At 32.2% G+C, this 18,291-nt stretch carries 19 protein-coding genes; 10 read left to right on the top strand and 9 right to left on the bottom strand.

Annotation, left to right across the window (positions count from 1 at the left end; translation table 11 throughout):
- Window positions 1-71 precede the first annotated feature (71 nt).
- From cmk to rpsA, 4 genes are all read left to right on the top strand, one after another.
- Window positions 72-764, top strand: coding sequence for a (d)CMP kinase (gene cmk, locus P2W75_RS07895; protein WP_276379928.1), 693 nt, complete (start codon window positions 72-74; stop codon window positions 762-764).
- A gap of 69 nt (window positions 765-833) precedes the next feature.
- A complete protein-coding gene (locus tag P2W75_RS07900) occupies window positions 834-2,210 on the top strand; it encodes a nucleoside permease (protein ID WP_276379929.1) in 1,377 nt (458 codons plus the stop codon).
- A 503-nt stretch (window positions 2,211-2,713) separates the two neighbouring features.
- A complete protein-coding gene (locus tag P2W75_RS07905) occupies window positions 2,714-3,592 on the top strand; it encodes a hypothetical protein (protein ID WP_276379930.1) in 879 nt (292 codons plus the stop codon).
- Between the two features lie 165 nt (window positions 3,593-3,757).
- Window positions 3,758-5,533: a 30S ribosomal protein S1 gene (rpsA, locus tag P2W75_RS07910; protein WP_012024823.1), complete on the top strand. Its 1,776-nt coding sequence runs from the start codon at window positions 3,758-3,760 to the stop codon at window positions 5,531-5,533.
- Between the two features lie 147 nt (window positions 5,534-5,680).
- On the opposite strand, the gene P2W75_RS07915 is transcribed toward rpsA, so the two are convergent.
- A complete protein-coding gene (locus P2W75_RS07915; protein WP_276379937.1) occupies window positions 5,681-6,214 on the bottom strand; it encodes a biopolymer transporter ExbD in 534 nt (177 codons plus the stop codon).
- 33 nt (window positions 6,215-6,247) lie between these two features.
- Complete coding sequence (locus P2W75_RS07920) at window positions 6,248-6,778, bottom strand: biopolymer transporter ExbD (RefSeq protein WP_276379938.1); 531 nt, start codon at window positions 6,776-6,778, stop codon at window positions 6,248-6,250.
- Window positions 6,779-6,987: 209 nt separating this feature from the next.
- Here P2W75_RS07920 and P2W75_RS07925 point away from each other — a divergent pair, with 209 nt between their 5' ends.
- Window positions 6,988-7,542: a fasciclin domain-containing protein gene (locus P2W75_RS07925; protein WP_207296177.1), complete on the top strand. Its 555-nt coding sequence runs from the start codon at window positions 6,988-6,990 to the stop codon at window positions 7,540-7,542.
- 63 nt (window positions 7,543-7,605) lie between these two features.
- Here the strand turns inward: P2W75_RS07925 and P2W75_RS07930 are convergent, their stop codons facing one another.
- The 7 genes from P2W75_RS07930 to P2W75_RS07960 form a co-directional block, all read right to left on the bottom strand.
- Complete coding sequence (locus P2W75_RS07930) at window positions 7,606-8,451, bottom strand: DMT family transporter (RefSeq protein WP_276379940.1); 846 nt, start codon at window positions 8,449-8,451, stop codon at window positions 7,606-7,608.
- Window positions 8,452-8,516: 65 nt separating this feature from the next.
- The gene (locus P2W75_RS07935; protein ID WP_276379942.1) at window positions 8,517-8,660 is read right to left on the bottom strand and encodes an SsrA-binding protein; all 144 of its coding nucleotides are present in this window, start codon (window positions 8,658-8,660) and stop codon (window positions 8,517-8,519) included.
- Between the two features lie 83 nt (window positions 8,661-8,743).
- Window positions 8,744-10,609, bottom strand: a complete 1,866-nt coding sequence (locus P2W75_RS07940; protein WP_276379943.1) for a M56 family metallopeptidase — start codon at window positions 10,607-10,609, stop codon at window positions 8,744-8,746.
- 5 nt (window positions 10,610-10,614) lie between these two features.
- On the bottom strand, window positions 10,615-10,983 hold the full coding sequence (locus P2W75_RS07945; protein ID WP_276379944.1) for a BlaI/MecI/CopY family transcriptional regulator: 369 nt from the start codon (window positions 10,981-10,983) through the stop codon (window positions 10,615-10,617).
- A gap of 8 nt (window positions 10,984-10,991) precedes the next feature.
- Complete coding sequence (locus P2W75_RS07950; RefSeq protein ID WP_276379946.1) at window positions 10,992-12,593, bottom strand: M56 family metallopeptidase; 1,602 nt, start codon at window positions 12,591-12,593, stop codon at window positions 10,992-10,994.
- 13 nt (window positions 12,594-12,606) lie between these two features.
- Window positions 12,607-12,975, bottom strand: a complete 369-nt coding sequence (locus P2W75_RS07955) for a BlaI/MecI/CopY family transcriptional regulator (RefSeq protein WP_276379947.1) — start codon at window positions 12,973-12,975, stop codon at window positions 12,607-12,609.
- Between the two features lie 165 nt (window positions 12,976-13,140).
- On the bottom strand, window positions 13,141-14,358 hold the full coding sequence (locus P2W75_RS07960; RefSeq protein ID WP_276379948.1) for an MFS transporter: 1,218 nt from the start codon (window positions 14,356-14,358) through the stop codon (window positions 13,141-13,143).
- A gap of 98 nt (window positions 14,359-14,456) precedes the next feature.
- Here P2W75_RS07960 and P2W75_RS07965 point away from each other — a divergent pair, with 98 nt between their 5' ends.
- The 5 genes from P2W75_RS07965 to P2W75_RS07985 all read left to right on the top strand — a co-directional run bounded on the left by P2W75_RS07965 (window position 14,457) and on the right by P2W75_RS07985 (window position 18,270).
- A complete protein-coding gene (locus P2W75_RS07965) occupies window positions 14,457-15,056 on the top strand; it encodes a DUF1684 domain-containing protein (protein WP_207296185.1) in 600 nt (199 codons plus the stop codon).
- Window positions 15,056-15,706, top strand: a complete 651-nt coding sequence (locus P2W75_RS07970; protein ID WP_276379949.1) for a TatD family hydrolase — start codon at window positions 15,056-15,058, stop codon at window positions 15,704-15,706. The genes P2W75_RS07965 and P2W75_RS07970 overlap by 1 nt, the downstream gene beginning before the upstream one ends.
- 101 nt (window positions 15,707-15,807) lie before the next feature.
- On the top strand, window positions 15,808-16,527 hold the full coding sequence (locus tag P2W75_RS07975; RefSeq protein WP_207296187.1) for a ThiF family adenylyltransferase: 720 nt from the start codon (window positions 15,808-15,810) through the stop codon (window positions 16,525-16,527).
- A gap of 167 nt (window positions 16,528-16,694) precedes the next feature.
- Entirely contained in the window at window positions 16,695-17,357 is a 663-nt protein-coding gene (locus P2W75_RS07980; protein WP_276379950.1) for an HAD family phosphatase, read from the top strand.
- A gap of 70 nt (window positions 17,358-17,427) precedes the next feature.
- The gene (locus P2W75_RS07985) at window positions 17,428-18,270 is read left to right on the top strand and encodes a DUF2911 domain-containing protein (RefSeq protein WP_207296189.1); all 843 of its coding nucleotides are present in this window, start codon (window positions 17,428-17,430) and stop codon (window positions 18,268-18,270) included.
- Window positions 18,271-18,291 lie beyond the last annotated feature (21 nt).

Genomic DNA, 18,291 nt, shown 5'->3' on the forward strand with positions numbered 1-18,291 from the left:
CTACATTTGCATAGTCTCATTATGCTTTTGCAGAAGAATAAACTAAAGAGTAAAAATTTAAAATTAAACAATTGAAAAAGATCACAATTGCTATCGACGGCTTTTCATCAACTGGTAAAAGTACATTGGCAAAACAATTAGCAAAAGAACTTGAATATGTATATGTAGACACTGGTGCCATGTACCGCGCGGTGGCTTATTTTGCTATGCAGCATAATTTAATAGGACCCGATTTTTTTGATAAAAATGCTTTAATCCAGAATTTACCAAAAATTCAATTAGAATTTAAATTTAATGCTGATTTAGGTTTTGCAGAGATGTATTTAAATGGCGAAAATGTTGAAAAACAAATTAGAACTATTGAAGTTTCAAGTTTTGTGAGTAAGGTAGCCGCTGTTTCTGAAGTTCGTTCAAAATTAGTTGAGCAGCAGCAGGAAATGGGAAAAAACAAAGCAATTGTAATGGATGGCAGAGATATAGGAACCGTAGTTTTTCCAAATGCCGAACTTAAAATATTTATGACTGCCAGTGCAGAAACCCGTGCACAAAGACGTTTTGACGAATTACAGCAAAAAGGAGATAATGTTACGTATGAAGAAGTTTTACAAAATGTTGTAGAAAGAGATAATCTCGATACAAGCCGTGAAGATTCACCTTTAGTAATTGCCGAAGATGCTATTGAGATTGATAATTCTTACTTAAATAAAGAAGAGCAATTTACGGCTGTCTTGGAATTGGTAAATGATGTTGTTAAAACAACGTAATTTTTTGTAGATTTCATTTTAAATGGTAGTTTTACCACTTCATTTTTACTTAAAAGACAAATTTATCATATGGGGATTAAAAACAGATTGATATTAATGAGCTTTCTGCAATTTTTTGTTTGGGGAGCCTGGCTTATAACAATTGGAAATTATTGGTTTGGCACAAAAAACTGGGAAGGAACTCAATTTGGACTGGTTTTCGGAACTATGGGAATTGCTTCTCTTTTTATGCCAACGCTTACAGGTATCATCGCAGACAGATGGGTAAATGCTGAAAAGCTCTATGGAATCCTTCATATTTTATACGCTTCCGTTTTATTTGGAATCGCACAAGTAGCAACACCAGATACTTTTATTGCAGTAATGCTCTTAGCGATGTGCTGTTATATGCCCACAATTGCTTTGAGTAATTCTATTTCGTACACGTCATTAAAATTAAATAACAAAAATATAGTAAAAGATTTTCCACCTATTCGTGTATGGGGAACAATTGGTTTTATTGTGGCTATGTGGATTACCAATTTGAGCGGCAGTAAAGCAAGTGAATATCAATTTTATATCGCTGGAATAGGCGCTTTAATTCTCGGAATTTACGCTTTTACTTTACCAAAATGCGAGCCACAGCGTTTGATTAAAGAAAATGCAACTTGGACAGAAACTTTTGGTTTGGAATCTTTCAAGTTATTTACAAACTATAAAATGGCATTGTTTTTTGTTTTTTCTATGTTTTTAGGAGGAGCACTTCAATTGACAAATGCTTATGGAGATGTATTTTTAGATGAATTCAAACATTTTCCTAAATATGCAGATTCTTTTGTAATTAAGTATTCTACTATTATTATGTCGATTTCGCAAGTTTCTGAAACATTATTTATTTTGGCAATTCCGTTTTTCTTAAGACGTTTCGGAATCAAACAAGTAATGCTGATTAGTATGCTGGCTTGGGTTTTACGCTTCGGATTATTTGCTTTCGGAGATCCTGTAAACGGCTTATGGATGATTATCTTATCTTGTATTGTTTACGGAATGGCATTTGACTTCTTTAATATTTCAGGTTCATTATTCGTAGAAAGTAATACCGATTCTAAAATCCGTTCATCAGCTCAAGGATTATTTATGATGATGACAAATGGAGTAGGAGCTGTTCTGGGAAGTTTAACTTCTGGCTGGGCAATTGATCGTTTCTTTACAAAATCATTTACAAACACCACAGAATTGGCAGGTTTCTTACAAACGGATGCCACTAACGAAAAAATGGTTGAATTTGTAAAAAGTCAGGGAAATTCAATTTCTCCTGAAGGTACTTTTACAAATCCGGTTTTAATGAAAGACTGGCATACGATCTGGTTGTCATTTGCAGTTTATGCCTTGGTGATTGCAATTGCTTTTGCTGTTCTATTTAAACACAAACACGATCCAAAAGAAATTGAGAATTTGAGTCATTAATGATTCTTTTTATAATATATTTAAATCCTATTTTCAGTTTTCAAAATAGGATTTTTTATGATTACAATTTTTTGAATATTTTAGTGTTTTTATCCACGTATGAATAACCACAGAACAAATCTTCCACCATTTGAACCTGTAACCTCGAAATCCTCAAAAGCATTTAATTGATATAGGCAATAAATATTCATTTGGTGTTTTTCCTTCTTTACAATTATATTTTGAAAATGGTAAATTTTTAAAATAAGAACTTTGGAGTCAAATAAATAAGGATTCTAAACAGTTACAAGCATTTTGATATAAAATTAAAGATTAAATAAAAAAAGAAAATTTTGAAATTGAGAAGCTAAATTTCGGTTTTGTTAATTAATAGTAACTCAATTTTGCAAGTTCAAAAAGTAGTATTATTCTTGCATTTTGTTTAATGGGAAATTTTTAAGGAATTTTTTTCAGCTTTCAACTTTTGAAGATTAAAATGCAGATAATTAAATCATAACTATTTTATGGACAAGTATTACAAACCATCAGGAAGGTTTTCGTTAATTTTTATTTTATATTTTTTATTAGCTACTGCTATAGCATTTCCAATATTAGGGTTAATATATGCCTATTGCATTTGGTATATTCCTTTTATATACATTAACTTTTTTATTACAATAGGTTTTGGATTTCTTGTAGGATTTGTGATTTCTGTATTTGTGATTAAAAAAGGAAAAGTTAGGAATCCGCTTTTAGGTTGTATCATTGGATTAGCAGGAGCTTTTTTAGCATTGTATTTTCATTGGGCAATCTGGATAGATCTAGTAATGAATGCAGGCGAAAGTTACGGTTCAAATAGAATAGGAATTACAGTAAGCAATATTCAGTTTTTACAAGTCTTCTCATTGATATTTCGACCAGATTTTGTTTTCGAATATATAGGTCAGGTTAATCAATATGGTACATGGGGTATTCGTGGAGCGACAGTTAGCGGAACATTTCTTTGGGTGATTTGGGCAATAGAATTTGTTATTGTAGCAGCAATTTCTGCATTTCTACCTTATTTAGAGGCGCAAAAACCTTTTTCAGAATCTACCAATTCATGGTACGAAGAAATTACCCTGCCTGCGTTTAGTTACATTGAAAATCAACAGCAGATAATTACAGATATACTAGCAGGCAATCGTGATAATTTTGATTTATTAAGTAAAGATGTTAACAGCGAAACGGATAGCCACAGTGTGTTTACACTCTATAAATCAAAATCAGGAAAGAACTATTTATCGATAGATAATAAGACTTCAAAATTAGACAATAAAGGCAATATTAAATTTGATAGTAATCAGATTGTAGAATATATAGCTGTTAATAATGAACTCTCAAAAATATTGCTGGATAAATAATAAGTTGCTTATCTATTTGTAATTACAAAAAAATGTAGTAATTTTGCAGACCTTTTGGCAGAGAAGAGTTTCCTTTAGGTATCAACCATTTATGTAAAACAACTTCTGTATTTTCTATCGCATAGAGGAACTCGAGAAAAACAGAATACAAATTTTTTTATCAGCATGTCTGAACAAACAAAATCACAAGAAGAGTTTTTAGCAAATTTTAACTGGCACAACTTCCAAGAAGGAATCGATGCAGTAGATGAGAAAAACTTGCAAGAGTTTGAAGAACTAGTATCAAAAACTTTCATCGCTACAGATCAAGAAGAAGTAGTTGAAGGAGTTGTAGTTAGAATTACAGATAGAGACGTTATCGTTGATATCAATGCTAAATCTGAAGGTGTTATTTCTTTAAACGAATTTCGTTACAACCCAAATTTAAAAGTAGGTGACAAAGTAGAAGTATTAATTGACATCCGTGAGGATAAAACAGGTCAATTAGTATTATCTCACAGAAAAGCACGTACTATCAAATCTTGGGATAGAGTTATTGCAGCAAATGAAACTGGAGAAATCGTTAACGGTTTTGTTAAATGCAGAACTAAAGGAGGTATGATTGTTGACGTATTCGGAATCGAAGCGTTCTTACCTGGATCTCAAATTGACGTTAAGCCAATTAGAGACTACGATGTATATGTAAACAAAATGATGGAATTCAAAGTGGTAAAAATCAACCACGAATTCAAAAACGTTGTTGTATCTCATAAAGCTCTTATCGAGGCTGATATTGAAGTACAGAAAAAAGAGATCATCGGTCAATTACAAAAAGGACAAGTACTAGAAGGTGTTGTTAAAAACATTACTTCTTATGGTGTGTTCATTGACTTAGGTGGTGTTGACGGATTAATTCACATTACTGACCTTTCTTGGAGCAGAATCAACCACCCAAGTGAAGTTCTTGAATTAGACCAAAAATTAAACGTTGTAATCCTTGATTTCGATGATGAGAAAACAAGAATTCAATTAGGATTGAAACAATTAAACGCTCACCCATGGGATGCTTTAGATGCTAACTTAACTGTTGGTGATAAAGTGAAAGGTAAAGTAGTTGTAATCGCTGATTACGGTGCATTTATCGAAGTTGCTGAAGGTGTTGAAGGTTTAATCCACGTTTCTGAAATGTCATGGTCAACTCACTTACGTTCTGCTCAGGACTTCGTGAAAGTTGGAGATGTTGTTGAAGCAGTTATCTTAACTCTTGACAGAGAAGATCGTAAGATGTCATTAGGTATCAAACAATTAACTCAAGATCCATGGACTGACATTACTTCTAAATACCCAGTAGGTTCTAAACACACAGGTATCGTTAGAAACTTCACAAACTTTGGTATTTTCGTAGAATTAGAAGAAGGAATTGATGGATTAATCTACATCTCTGACTTATCTTGGACTAAGAAAATTAAACACCCATCTGAGTTTGTAAACGTTGGTGAAAAACTTGATGTTGTTGTATTAGAATTAGATGTTGAAGGACGTAAATTATCTTTAGGTCACAAACAAACTACTGCTAATCCTTGGGATCAATACGAAGATTCTTTCGCTGTAGGAACTATCCACAACGGTGAAATTTCTGAAATCGTTGACAAAGGAGCTACTGTAGAATTCGGAGATGATATCGTTGCTTTCATTCCAACTCGTCACCTTGAAAAAGAAGACGGAAAGAAATTGAAAAAAGGTGATACAGCTGATTTCAAAGTAATCGAATTCAACAAAGAATTCAAAAGAGTTGTTGCTTCTCACACTGCTATCTTCAGAGAAGAAGAAGAGAAAAACGTGAAAGCTGCTGCTGAAACTACTGCATCTGCATCTACTAACGCACCAGCTGCGACTTTAGGTGACAACAATGATGTATTAGCTGCTTTAAAAGCTAAAATGGAAAAAACTGAGAAAAAATAATTCTTAGCTTTTTATAAATAGAAAGTCCCACATTACTGTGGGACTTTTTTTTGTTTTTATATTATTTGTTTCAGGTTTAAAGTTTCAGGTTATTTTTTGTTTCTGTCAGTCCGAGATAATTGAGAACGATTTGAAAATGATATTTTTTTAATTTAAAGCTAATAATCTTGACTCTTCGGGAGTAAATTCGTTAACAATCGCATAAGTATCAATTCCAGTAATTGTCATTTCATCGAGAATATCTATCAAATTTTTGAAATTACTTTTTTTACTTGGTTTAATAATTACAATTGGCCCCCGATTAGATCTTCCCATTGCTGTCGAATATTCTAAGATTCTCTTCTTTTTATTAAAGAGTTCTTTGCGTATTCCATTTTTGCCATAACTGATTTGTTTTGGTTTTTCAAAAGGATCAAATAAAAGACCTGAATATGTTACTATTTTGTTATTGTCATCTAATATAACTGTAATTAAACGATCATCTGATCCAACTCCGCAACTAATAATATGATCCCATTTTGGATCATAATATGGAAGGGTTAAATCCATAACTTTCGGTTTTCTCAATTCAGTTGCAATCATAAAAAATATAATCAATAGAAATGAAACACTAACCATAGCGGTTAAATCAACTCTTGAGTTTAGTTTTTTACTTCGAACTTTTTTTGGTAGATTTTGCATAAAAAATAGATTTAATTGTTAGCTTTCTATTTACTAATTAGAGGCCAGTAATTTTGATTCTTCAGGTGTAAATTCATCTACAATAGCATAAGATTCAATATTAGCCAGTCTCATCTCTTCTAAAATATTAACTAAATTTCCATAATTACTTTTGCTGGATGGTTTTATAAAAACAATTGCGCCTCGATTTGGTTTTCCTATAGCAGCTGAATATTCAAGAATTTTTTTATTGACAATGTTTAATTCATTTCTAAATCCATTTTTACTATAATTGGTCTCATTTGTTTTCTTAATAGGATAATTCAAGATTCCCGTATATGTTATTATTTTATCATTTTCTCCTAATAGTACAGTATAAAAACGGTCGGTTTTATAACAACTTATTATAGATTCATCACATATTGGATCTTGATCTGGTAAATTTAGAGCGAGAGTTTTAGGCTTCGATAATTCGCCAACAACCATGAAAAATATAATCAGCAGGAAAGAAACGCTGACCATTGCGGTTAAATCGACTCTAGAACTTAATTTTTTACTTCGGATTTTTTTGGGTAGATTTTTCATGATAAGTGGTTTTTGGTTCTGAATTTAGTAACAATATAAGAATAATATTTACTATTTTTTAAGTTTTTTGTAAAAAAGGTGAAATATTTCAAAGCTTAATTTTGCTGGCTTCTTCACTAGTTTGCGATTTTTTTAATTATTTTTTGATTATTCTTAAAACCAAAACAAATTTATCTGCGTAAATGTGCTTATAACTTAAAATATACATTATGAAAACTAGAAAATTTTTAGCAGCGGCAGTTTTGGCTTTAGGATTTGCATTTACATCGAATGCTCAAAAAACAGTTATGGTAGGAGGAGCTGCCATGTATCCTAACAAAAATATTATTGAAAATGCAGTTAATTCAAAAGATCATACCACTTTGGTAGCGGCTGTAAAAGCGGCAGATTTAGTAGAGACTTTAAAAGGAAAAGGACCATTTACGGTTTTTGCTCCAACAAATGCAGCTTTTGATAAATTACCAAAAGGAACTGTTGAAACACTTTTAAAACCTGAGAACAAAAAGAAACTTCAAACAATCTTAACCTATCATGTTGTTTCTGGAAAATGGAATGCGGCTGATATTGCTAAAGCAATTAAAGATGGTAAAGGAAAAGCTTCTATAAAAACAGTAAGCGGTGGTACATTAACAGCTTGGATGAAAGGTAAAGATTTGTACATCAGCGATGAAAATGGTAACAAATCAAAAGTTACAATTGCCGATGTAAACCAGTCAAATGGAGTAATTCATGTAATTGACACAGTGTTATTGCCAAAAAGCTAATTGAAATACGAATTCTTGAATAAATAAAAGCTCTGTGAATGCAGAGCTTTTATTATTTAAAATTTATTTTTTCGCTGTCAGAGTACTTCCTGCCGATGCAATAATTACACAGATTACAGCGAAAATTTCGTATAAGTTTAAATTTTCCTGTAAAAAGATAAAACCACAAATTGAAGCTGCCGCTGGCTCTAAACTCATTAGAATACTGAAAGTTCGTGGAGGAAGCTGTCCTAAAGCTTTCATTTCTAAAGTAAATGGAATTGCACTTGATAAAAGCGCCAAAGCAATTCCCATTCCGAAGAATTTAGGAGTAAGATTAACAAATCCATTTTCTAAAAATCCAAAAGGAAGCACTAAAATGGCAGCAAATAACATTCCGGTAGAAACTGCGTAACCGCTATTCATTATTTTAGAAATTTTACCACCCAAAACTATATAACCTGCCCAAAAAGCACCTGCTAGAAGAGCAAATAAAACGCCAAGAGAATCTAAGCGATCATTTGTCCAGGGAGCTATAAATAAAATTCCGATGGCTGCTAATAAAACCCAGCAATAGTCTATCAAACGTTTTGAACCTATAATAGCTAATAATAATGGTCCAACAAATTCTAAAGTAACAGCCAATCCTATAGGGATTCTTTCAATAGCGAAGTAAAACACTAAATTCATGGCTCCCAATGATACACCATAAGGAATTACAATTTTCCATTGTGCTCTGGTTATATTTTTAAAATTTGGTCTGTAAGCCAGTAATAAAATTAAAGCTGAAATTCCAATACGAAGTGATGCTGTTCCCGCTGCTCCAATAACAGGGAAAAGTGTTTTTGCAATAGCAGCGCCACATTGTACGCTTATAATTGCTAATAATACCGCTGGAACAGGAGGGAGGTTGAATTCTCTAATTTTCATAAAAATAATAACACCAAAAAATAGGAAATTTATTTTCGGTTAAGTGATAATGAAGGATGTATTTTTTAATTGCCTAGGGCACGCTTTGTAACGTAAGCACGATAGCCAATTATAGCCATCTGCCATTTTTTGGCTTTAGAAATATCTAAACCTTGTTTAGTAAAACTAGGCAGAAGAATTTTGTTTAGTTTGGCTAATATTTTAAACATAGTAGATTTGTTTTTTCAAAGATATAAAAAAAAGACTTTGCGTTTAGCAAAGTCTTTTTCAAGTATATAAAATGTAAAAAGTATTAAGCTTTTCTGTTTTCTTTTTCCCAGGCTTTTAAATCTTTTTCACGCTGTTTCATGTCTTTTTCACGCTGCTTCATATCTTTTTCTCTTTGTTTCATATCTTTAGCGTGCTGCTGCATTGCTTTTTCATGCTGTTTCATGTCAAACTCATATTGCTTCATGTCTTTTTCATATTGCTTGATGCCGTTTTCGTACTCTTTAGAATCATTTCCATACTTAAACTTCATGTCAATATTGAATTTTTCCATGTTGCTATTGAACTTTTCCATTGCAACTTCGTACTGCTCCATTTGTTTTTCGAAAATAGCACTGCGTTCTGCCATGATAGCATCAATTTGCTTTTCGTAATTAGATAAATCTGGTTCGAATGATTCCATTTTTTTCTCAAACTCGGCCATTTCTTTTTCAAACTTTGCCATTGCAACTTTGTCTTTAGGATTTGTAGGAGCTGCAGGTGGTCGTGGCATTTTTGACATATCGATTGCTGGAAGAGGAGGCATAGGTTCAGCTGGAAATACCGGCGCTACGGGAGCCGCTGGTGCAACAGGTGCTACAGCAGAATTTCCTACAACAGGATCGGCATCATTTTCATTAAAATCTTTTATTACGACATTATTTCTTGTAACTAAAGGATGTTCAGTTTGACCTTCAGTAATTAAACTAATGTCTTTATTTCCTTCATCATCGGTATTTAAAACAACACTGCAGTCTTTTATAGCATCAGAACTGTTCATTTCTATAATCTGTATTTTGCCATTTTCTTTAACCATTCTGATTCTAATACCTGTAATTTCGTTTTTGCTATTTCTTTTAACATCAGAAATCTTGATATCAATATTATGGTCGGTTTTAAGTTTTGCAGTTAAGTCTTTTAATTCTTGATCTGTTGTTGATTTGGTGATTTTAAAGATTTCCGAATCTTGATTTTTAGATACGGTAATTTCGTTTTCTTGTGCTCGTTTTTTCTCCTGTGCAATAGTTTTAATTTGAAATAATAATACAAATGCTCCTAGGGCTGGAATGATGGCATAGTATTTCCAGTAATGCCATTTTTTTGATTGATTTTTGTTAAGCATAAAAATTCGTTTTTTGATTAATGATTGATAAAAGTGATTGGTGATTGCAACACAAGTTTCGTGTGTTGTTATTTTTAAAAGAGTATACTGATACGCTTTTTTGTCTGATATTTTTTTTGAAGCCTCATTGTCGGCAATGAATTCTAGGTTTTGTAAAATGGCTTTTTTGTACAGCCAGATAATTGGATTGAACCAAAAAAGAATACAAAAAATCCTTGAAATAATTACATCTACAGTATGATACTGATCGCTGTGCACTTTTTCATGTTCGAGAATACTTTGTAATTCTGCCTCACTGTAAAGCGATGAATTGTAAACGATATAATCGAAATACGAAAAAGGCGCAATATTTTCATTTACATCTACAAACTTAAAATCTTCCTGCTGCTCAATTTTCTTTCCTTTTAAAACGGAATTTAGACTATAGAAATCAATTCCGAATTTTATCATAAAGGCAGCAAATCCAAGTGTATAAACAGCAAGGGAAACTAAATTCCAGTTTATTTCAAAAGGTTCTTCTTCAGCAATCTGAGAAGTGTGAGAAGGAATATAATTATGATTTGCAATAGGAACATAAGAAACCGGTTCGTAAGCAACAGGAGATGGATCTATCCAGATAACTTTTGTATAGATTACAAATGGTAGGATAACCGAAGTTAAAAGTCCTGCTAATAAAAACCATCGGCTGCTATTAAAAAAGGTTTCTTTGCGGAGTAAAAAATAGTAAGCAAAATAAAACAAAGTAATTAATCCGCTTGCTTTTGCGATAAAAATGAAAAGTGCTTCCATACTGGTTATTTTTCTTTTTTTGGATTTTCGATCATTTCTAAGATTTCTCGTAATTCGTCGGCAGAAATTTTTTCTTCTTTCGCAAAAAACGAAACCATACTTTTATAAGAGCTGTTAAAATAATTATCTATCGCCGTGCTCATAAAACCTTTTCTGTAATCTTCAATGCTTACAATAGGATAATATTGATGTGTGTTTCCAAAAGCATTGTGTGCTACATATCCTTTATCTTCCAAATTACGTACAATGGTTGACAAAGTATTGTAATGTGGCTGATCTTCTAAAATCTCTGCTTGAATTTCTTTTACAAAAGCTTTTTTCAGCTTCCATAAAATATGCATGATTTCTTCTTCTTTGTTGGTTAGTTTTTGCATTTTGGTTTTTATTTGCGAGTTTCGATTTCGATTACTCCGTTGGCGCCTTTGTCACCAAATTTGGCTAATGCATTTGTACCATTATAAACACTGACACTTTTAACTTTACCGTTGTCAATATCTTCGATATCAAAACCGGCAGGCATTTCTTCACCGTCAATAATAATAAGCTGTGATCCTAAAGGAGTTTTATTGGTTGAAGAATAAACAGTTACATTAGAGCCATTATTGGTGGTTACAACTTTAGTCGAAGCATTGCTATTTGTATTAGTTGTTACAAAAGTGCTAATATTTGTACTAATATTATTATTAGTTTTTGTACTAGTAGAAGAATGAGTGTCAGCATTGGTTTCAGTTTTATTTTTTAGTTCGTTGCTGATAGCAACTTTTAGTTGTTTAGCGGTTTTTGTAGAAGAATTTGTTTGTTCAGAAGTAGTTTGGATTCCAATTTTTTTGATTCCATTTTCATCTGTTGTAACTAATATGCCAAAATCTTTAATAGCTTCATTTCCTGAAGTCTGAATAGACTGCGCAGTTTGTTTTCCGTTTTTAATATCAATTTTAATAGAAATTAATTGATTTTGAGCATTACGCTTAATTTCAGAAGCTTGAAAATCAACGTTGTGAATTGATTTTAATTTCTCTTTGATTTCTTTTAAATCAGCATCAGTAGACGTTTTTTTGATTTTGTACACATCCAGAGATTTAATTTCTCCATTGCCTGATTGTACAATCTGCTGTTTTTCTTTTGCAATAGTTTCAACTTGAAAAACTAAAACAAATGCTACAAGTGCTGGAATTACAACATAGTACTTCCAGGAATTTCTCTTTTTTGATTGATTTTTGTTTAACATGACAATTCGTTTTTTGATTAATGATTGATAAAAATGATTGGTGATTGCAACACAGCTTTCGTGTGTCGTTATTTTTAAAAGTGTGTATTGATACGATTTTTTATCGCTTAACTTCTTGGCTGCTTCTTTATCTGCAATGAATTCTAAATTCTGAACAATTGCCTTTTTGTAAATCCAGATGATTGGATTAAACCAAAAGAGCAGACAAAATGCACGCGATAATAAAACATCGATTGTATGATTTTGATCGCTGTGTACTTTTTCATGTTCAATAATATTCTGTAGTTCAGTATCGGTATACATTGATGAGTTGTATACGATATATTCAAAATACGAGAATGGAGCGATATTTTCGTTAGTATCAATAAATTTAAAGTCTGCCTGCTGATGAATTTTCTTTCCTTTTAAAATGGATTGCAGACTATAAAAATCCAAAGCAAATTTTATTAAGAGAATTAAAAATCCAACTCCATAAATCAGAGAGATAACGTAAATCCAGTTAATTTCATGGATTTCATTTTTTATAGGTTGAAACGGAATTTCTTGAGGATTTAAATTTGAAATAGGAGAGGCGTTTATCCAAATTACTTTGGTATAAGATACTAAAGGAAGAACAGCCGAAGTAATCAGACCTGTTAATAAAAACCATCTGTTTGTAGTAAAGAATGTTTCTTTGCGGAGTAAAAAATAATAAGCACAGTAAAATAGTATAACTAAACCGGCCGATTTTGCGATATATAAATAAAGTGCTTCCATGGATTATTATTTTTTATCTTTTATCTTTTGGATTTTCGATCATTTCTAAAATTTCACGCAGTTCATCTGCAGATATTTTTTCTTCTTTTGCAAAAAAGGACACCATATTTTTATAAGAACTGTTGAAATAATTATCAATTGCAGTTTTCATATATTTTTTGCTGTAGGCTTCTAAAGTTACAATTGGATAATATTGATGCGTATTTCCAAATGCGTTATGCGCCACAAAACCTTTTTCCTCCAGATTTCGAACAATAGTCGAAAGAGTATTGTAATGCGGTTGATCTTCGGTTATTTCTGCCTGAATTTCTTTTACGAAAGCTTTTTTCAGCTTCCATAAAATGTGCATTATTTCTTCTTCTTTGTTGGTTAACTTTTGCATGTTTTCTAATTTTAATTCAAACGTACAACTATTTTTTTAGTTACGCAACTACAAATATAGTTTATTAACTAAATTTTTAGTTTTTCTAAACAAAAAAGCATGCGGAAAGTATTCAGAATCAAAGTTAATGATTTGAATAATAGTGTTTTAATATAAGGTGAAAAATTATTTCTTTTTTTCGAGAAGCAGGGCCTTCTTAATCCAAAGACAGCAGCAAGTTGCTAAGAAGCCAATACAAGCCATAAATAGCCAGTTAATTTGATAGCCAAAATCAGATATGATTTCAAAACCGACTTTAGAACTTACAATATGTGCTAAACTGAAACTCATTGTATACAAAGCCATATAACGGCCTTCTTGTCCGCGTGGAGCACGACTTAAGGCAAAAGCATTTGAAAAAGGAAAGGTGAGAATTTCTCCAATCGAAATACAAATCATAGCTATAACAAGTATTCCAGCCCAAATATTTATAAGGAGTAATATATAACTGAAAGCCATTATAAAAGATCCAATTATGATAATTCTGATTTTAGGAAATCCTTTTCTTTCCATAAAACCAACGGTTGGCATTTCGAGTGCAAATATTAAAAGCCCGTTTAGGGTCATTAATAATCCAGTTTGGAATTCGCTCAAACCAAATTGTTCACTATGATATAAAGGTAAAGTCGTAAACAGCTGAAAGAAAATAATCGCGGTAATAAAACTCACAAATAAGAAAACCCAAAAAATGGTATCGTGAAAAACAGATTTTATATCAGATGTGCTTTCGGCTTTATCATCGTGTTCTACTTTTTTCTTTTCTTTTACCAATAGAGCGAAAATAGATATCGAAAGAATACAAGAAGCACCATCAACCCAAAAAAGTCCTGAATAGCCCATTCCCATAATAATTATACCGCCAAGAGCCGGACCAGCAGCAAAACCTAAGTTTACGGCAAGACGTACCAGTGTTAAAGCACGAGTTCTGTTTTCGGGTTTGGCATAAGCACCTAGCGACACAAACATTGCTGGTCTAAACATATCAGCTATAGTCATTAAGACAAACATAGCTATGCAAAGTCCCCAGAAAGTCGTAATATATTGTACAAAGAAAAGTGAGACACCGCTGGTAAACAAACTGAAAATCATGATTTTATAAAAACCGATTTTATCCGAAAGTTTACCACCAAGCCATGAACCCAGCATAGAACCTAAACCAAATGAAACCATTATCCATCCAACCTGATTATAAGTAAAATGGAGATCTTCTTTTAAATATTTTGATAAAAAAGGCAGTACCATTGTACCTGCACGATTTATAAAAGTGATTAATGTAAGTATCCAAATTTCTCTAGTAAATCCTCTAAAATTGTTGATGTAGTGGTTAAAAGCGGTTTTTAGCATTATAATTCTTGTATTTGCAACAAAGTTAGGAAACTTTGTAACTTAGAACGGTTGCTGCTTTATTACTTTTAAACTATTTTTGCAGAAAATTTTCAAAGATGAAAAAAGGCTTAATCCTAATATGTTTACTGACTTTTGGTTTTGGTTTTAGTCAGAAGAAATTCAACCGTGCTGAAACAGAAAAATTTCAAAAGCAGATTAACTCTGAATATGCTGATGCTAAGACAAGTCCGTTAATGGAAGAAGATCTGAAAACCTTTAAAACTTTAGATTTTTATCCGATTAATGGAAAGTATTTTGTGAATGCAAAATTCGTAAAGGCTCAAAATGAAAAAGTTTTCGAAATGAAAACAACAGGAGCAAGAACTCCGCAATATATTAAGTACGGAACATTGTTTTTTACTTTAGAAGGGAAAGAAATGCAGTTGAACGTATACAGAAACATTGAGCTTTCTAAACAAAAAGAATATAAAGATCATTTGTTTCTGCCTTTTTCGGATTTAACATGCGGAAAAGAAAGTTACATTGGCGGCAGATATATCGACTTAAAAATTCCAAAAGGCAATACAATTGCGGTTGATTTTAATCAAGCTTACAATCCGTATTGTGCTTATAATCATAAATATTCTTGTCCGCTTGTTCCTTTAGAGAACGATTTAAAAGTAGAAATTAAAGCGGGTGTGAAAACTTTTCATTAATGGAATATTTTAATTTTCATACTCATCAATTTACAAATCAGTCTAATATATTAGAATTGGTCAATCAATATCCGCAGGAATTTGATGCTTCGATTCCATTTTATTCTATCGGAATTCATCCGTGGTATATAAAAGACGGCCAAATTGATTTTGAGTTGAAAATTATCGAAGAAAAACTTCAAAACAAAAATTGTCTGGCAGTAGGCGAATGCGGTTTAGATAAACGAATCGAAATGCCATTGGACAAACAAATTTCTGTTTTTGAAAAACAATTGCTTTTAGCCGAAAAATATAAGAAACCAATTGTAATTCATTGTGTGGCAGCATTCCAAGAAGTAATTGCAGTTAAAAAGAAATTGAATATTTCTGTTCCACTGATTATTCATGGTTTTTCAAAAAACATTCAAGTGGCTGAACAACTTATTAAAGAAGGTTTTTATATTTCATTTGGAAAATATTTATTGAGAAATCCAGATTTAAAAAGCGTTTTTCAAAATGTTCCTAGTGATCGTTTCTTTTTAGAAACGGATACAATTGAAGAAGGAATTGAACATGTCTATAATTTAGCAGCTGAATATAAAGAGTTAGAGTTAAAAGAATTACAGAGTCTTATTTCAAGTAATTATAAAGATATATTTGAAAGGAAGTAAGAAGTGAGATGTTTTAGAAATCATGCTTTGACTTCGTTCAGCCTGACAACCCTAAACATCAAACTTGAAACATAAAAACTAAAAACAACAAAAAATAAAATATGGCAGAGTGGACAGAAAGAGCTGAGCTTTTATTTACAAAAGAAGGATTGGAAAACTTGCGTAATGCAAATGTATTAGTAGTAGGATTAGGCGGCGTAGGATCGTTTGCTGCTGAATTTTTGGCGAGAGCAGGAGTTGGAAATATGACTATTGTTGATGGTGATGTAGTTGATATTACAAATATTAACAGACAATTACCAGCGCTTCATTCTACAGTTGGCGAACCAAAAATTAAAATTGTAGGTGATCGTTTAATGGATATTAATCCTGAATTAAATTTAACTCGAGTAAAAGAGTTTTTATCTCCAGAAAGAGCTTTTGAAATCGTTTCTCCAGAGTTTGATTATGTATTGGATTGTATTGACAGTATCACTCCAAAATTGAATTTAATTATAGCCGCAAAACGCAAGAGAGTTAAAATCATAAGCAGTATGGGAGCAGGAGGAAAGATGCTTGCTTCTAAAGTAAAAGTGGCCGATATTTCTAAAACAATCAACTGTTATTTTTCTAAAACAATCCGTAAAAGATTAAAAGCTGTAAAAATCAACAAATTGAAAGTGGTTTTTTCTTCGGAAATTCAAAACGAAAAGAGCTTAAAGTTAACCGACGGTAAAAACTTCAAAAAATCATTCTACGGAACCAATAGTTATATGCCAGGATTATTTGGTCTGCACGCAGCTGAAACGGTTATTCGTTATTTAATTGCAAAGGAAGAGTAGTTTTTCTTAGTATTCAGTCTCAGTATTCAGTCTCAGTATTCAGTCTCAGTATTCAGTCTCAGTATTCAGTCTCAGTATTCAGTCTCAGTATTCAGTCTCAGTATTCAGTCTCAGTAGAAAAACCTTTGAACCTTTGCCCCTCAGAACCTTAGCACCTTTTAAAAAAAATGATTAAAACAGTAATTTTTGATATGGACGGCGTAATTGTCGATACAGAACCCGTTCATCGTTATGCTTATTACCAACAATTTTCAGAGTTAAATATTGATGTTTCAGAAGAAATGTATACTTCATTTACTGGATTATCAACTCGAAATACTTTCCAGACTCTTAAAGGATTTTTCCCAGTTATTGAGCACGAGGTTGAAGATTTAATTCAGAGAAAAAGAAATATTTTCAACGATGCTTTCGATACCAAACAAGATTTATATCTATTGGAAGGAGTTGAAGAATTAATTAAAGATTTGTATGCAAATGGTATGCAGCTGATTTTGGCTTCTTCGGCATCAAAAGTTACTATCGAACGTGTTTTTACAAGATTTAATCTTCATCAGTATTTTTCACATATTGTGAGCGGAGAGGATTTTCCGCAGTCAAAACCAAATCCGGCGATCTTTATTCACGCTGCTTCATTGTCGATTGCCCCAAAAGAAGAATGCATCATCATAGAAGACAGTACAAACGGTATAAAAGCGGCGAAAGGTGCTGGAATTTATTGCGTAGGTTACAGAAGTGCAAATTCTAACCTGCAGGATTTATCAGAAGCTGATCTTGTAATCAGTCATTTTAATGAATTAAATGCACAAAAAATATCACAGTTAAAGCCTTGAATTATATAAAATTTAACATTCTTTCCCTTATTGAATTTGTAAATTTGAAAAAAACAAATAAACTCTAATAATGAAAAAATTACTTATTGCATTAGCCATATTTGTGGCTCCTTTTGCATCTGAAGCACAGGTTAGAACGCCTCAGGCGAGTCCAAAAGCTTATATAAAACAAACTGTTGGATTAACTGATGTAGAAGTTACATATTCTAGACCAGGTGCCAGAGGAAGGGCTGTTTTTGGGAATCTAGTTCCGTTTGGGAAACTTTGGAGAACGGGAGCTAATGAAAATACGGTCATTAATTTTAGTGATGATGTAGTGATCGACGGAAAAACTCTTAAAAAAGGAAAATATTCAATTTATACTATTCCTAAAATTGAAAGCTGGGAAGTGATTTTTTACCTTTCAACTGATAATTGGGGATTACCTGAAAACTGGAGTGATGCTTATGTAGCTTTGAGAACAACTGTAAAAGAAGATGCATTACCAACACCGGTTGAAACTTTTACAATCGGAATTAACGGTTTAGATCCTAATTTTGCATATTTAGAAATGTCTTGGGAAAACTCTCATGTAGCTTTAAAATTTGAAGTGCCAACTGCAAAAACAGCGACAGCAAGTATCGAAAAAACATTGTCTGGTCCAACTTGGAATGATTATTATGCTTCTGCTCAATATTTATTCTCGTCAAATGGGAATATCGAAACTGCAAGAACATACGTTGATAAAGCTTTGGATATGAGTGCTGAAAAACCATATTACGTTTCAAGACTTAAATCGTTAATCCAGGCAAAACAAGGAGATAAAAAAGGTGCGGTTGAAACTGCAAAAGCTTCTTTAGCAGCTGCAGAAGCGGCAAACAATCAAGATTACGTTAAAATGAATAAAGACAGTATCGCTGAATGGAGCAGATAAGGTTTTAAAATTTCAATATAA

The sequence above is a fragment of the Flavobacterium sp. H4147 genome, from assembly GCF_029360735.1.
GTDB classification, from domain to species: domain Bacteria; phylum Bacteroidota; class Bacteroidia; order Flavobacteriales; family Flavobacteriaceae; genus Flavobacterium; species Flavobacterium endoglycinae.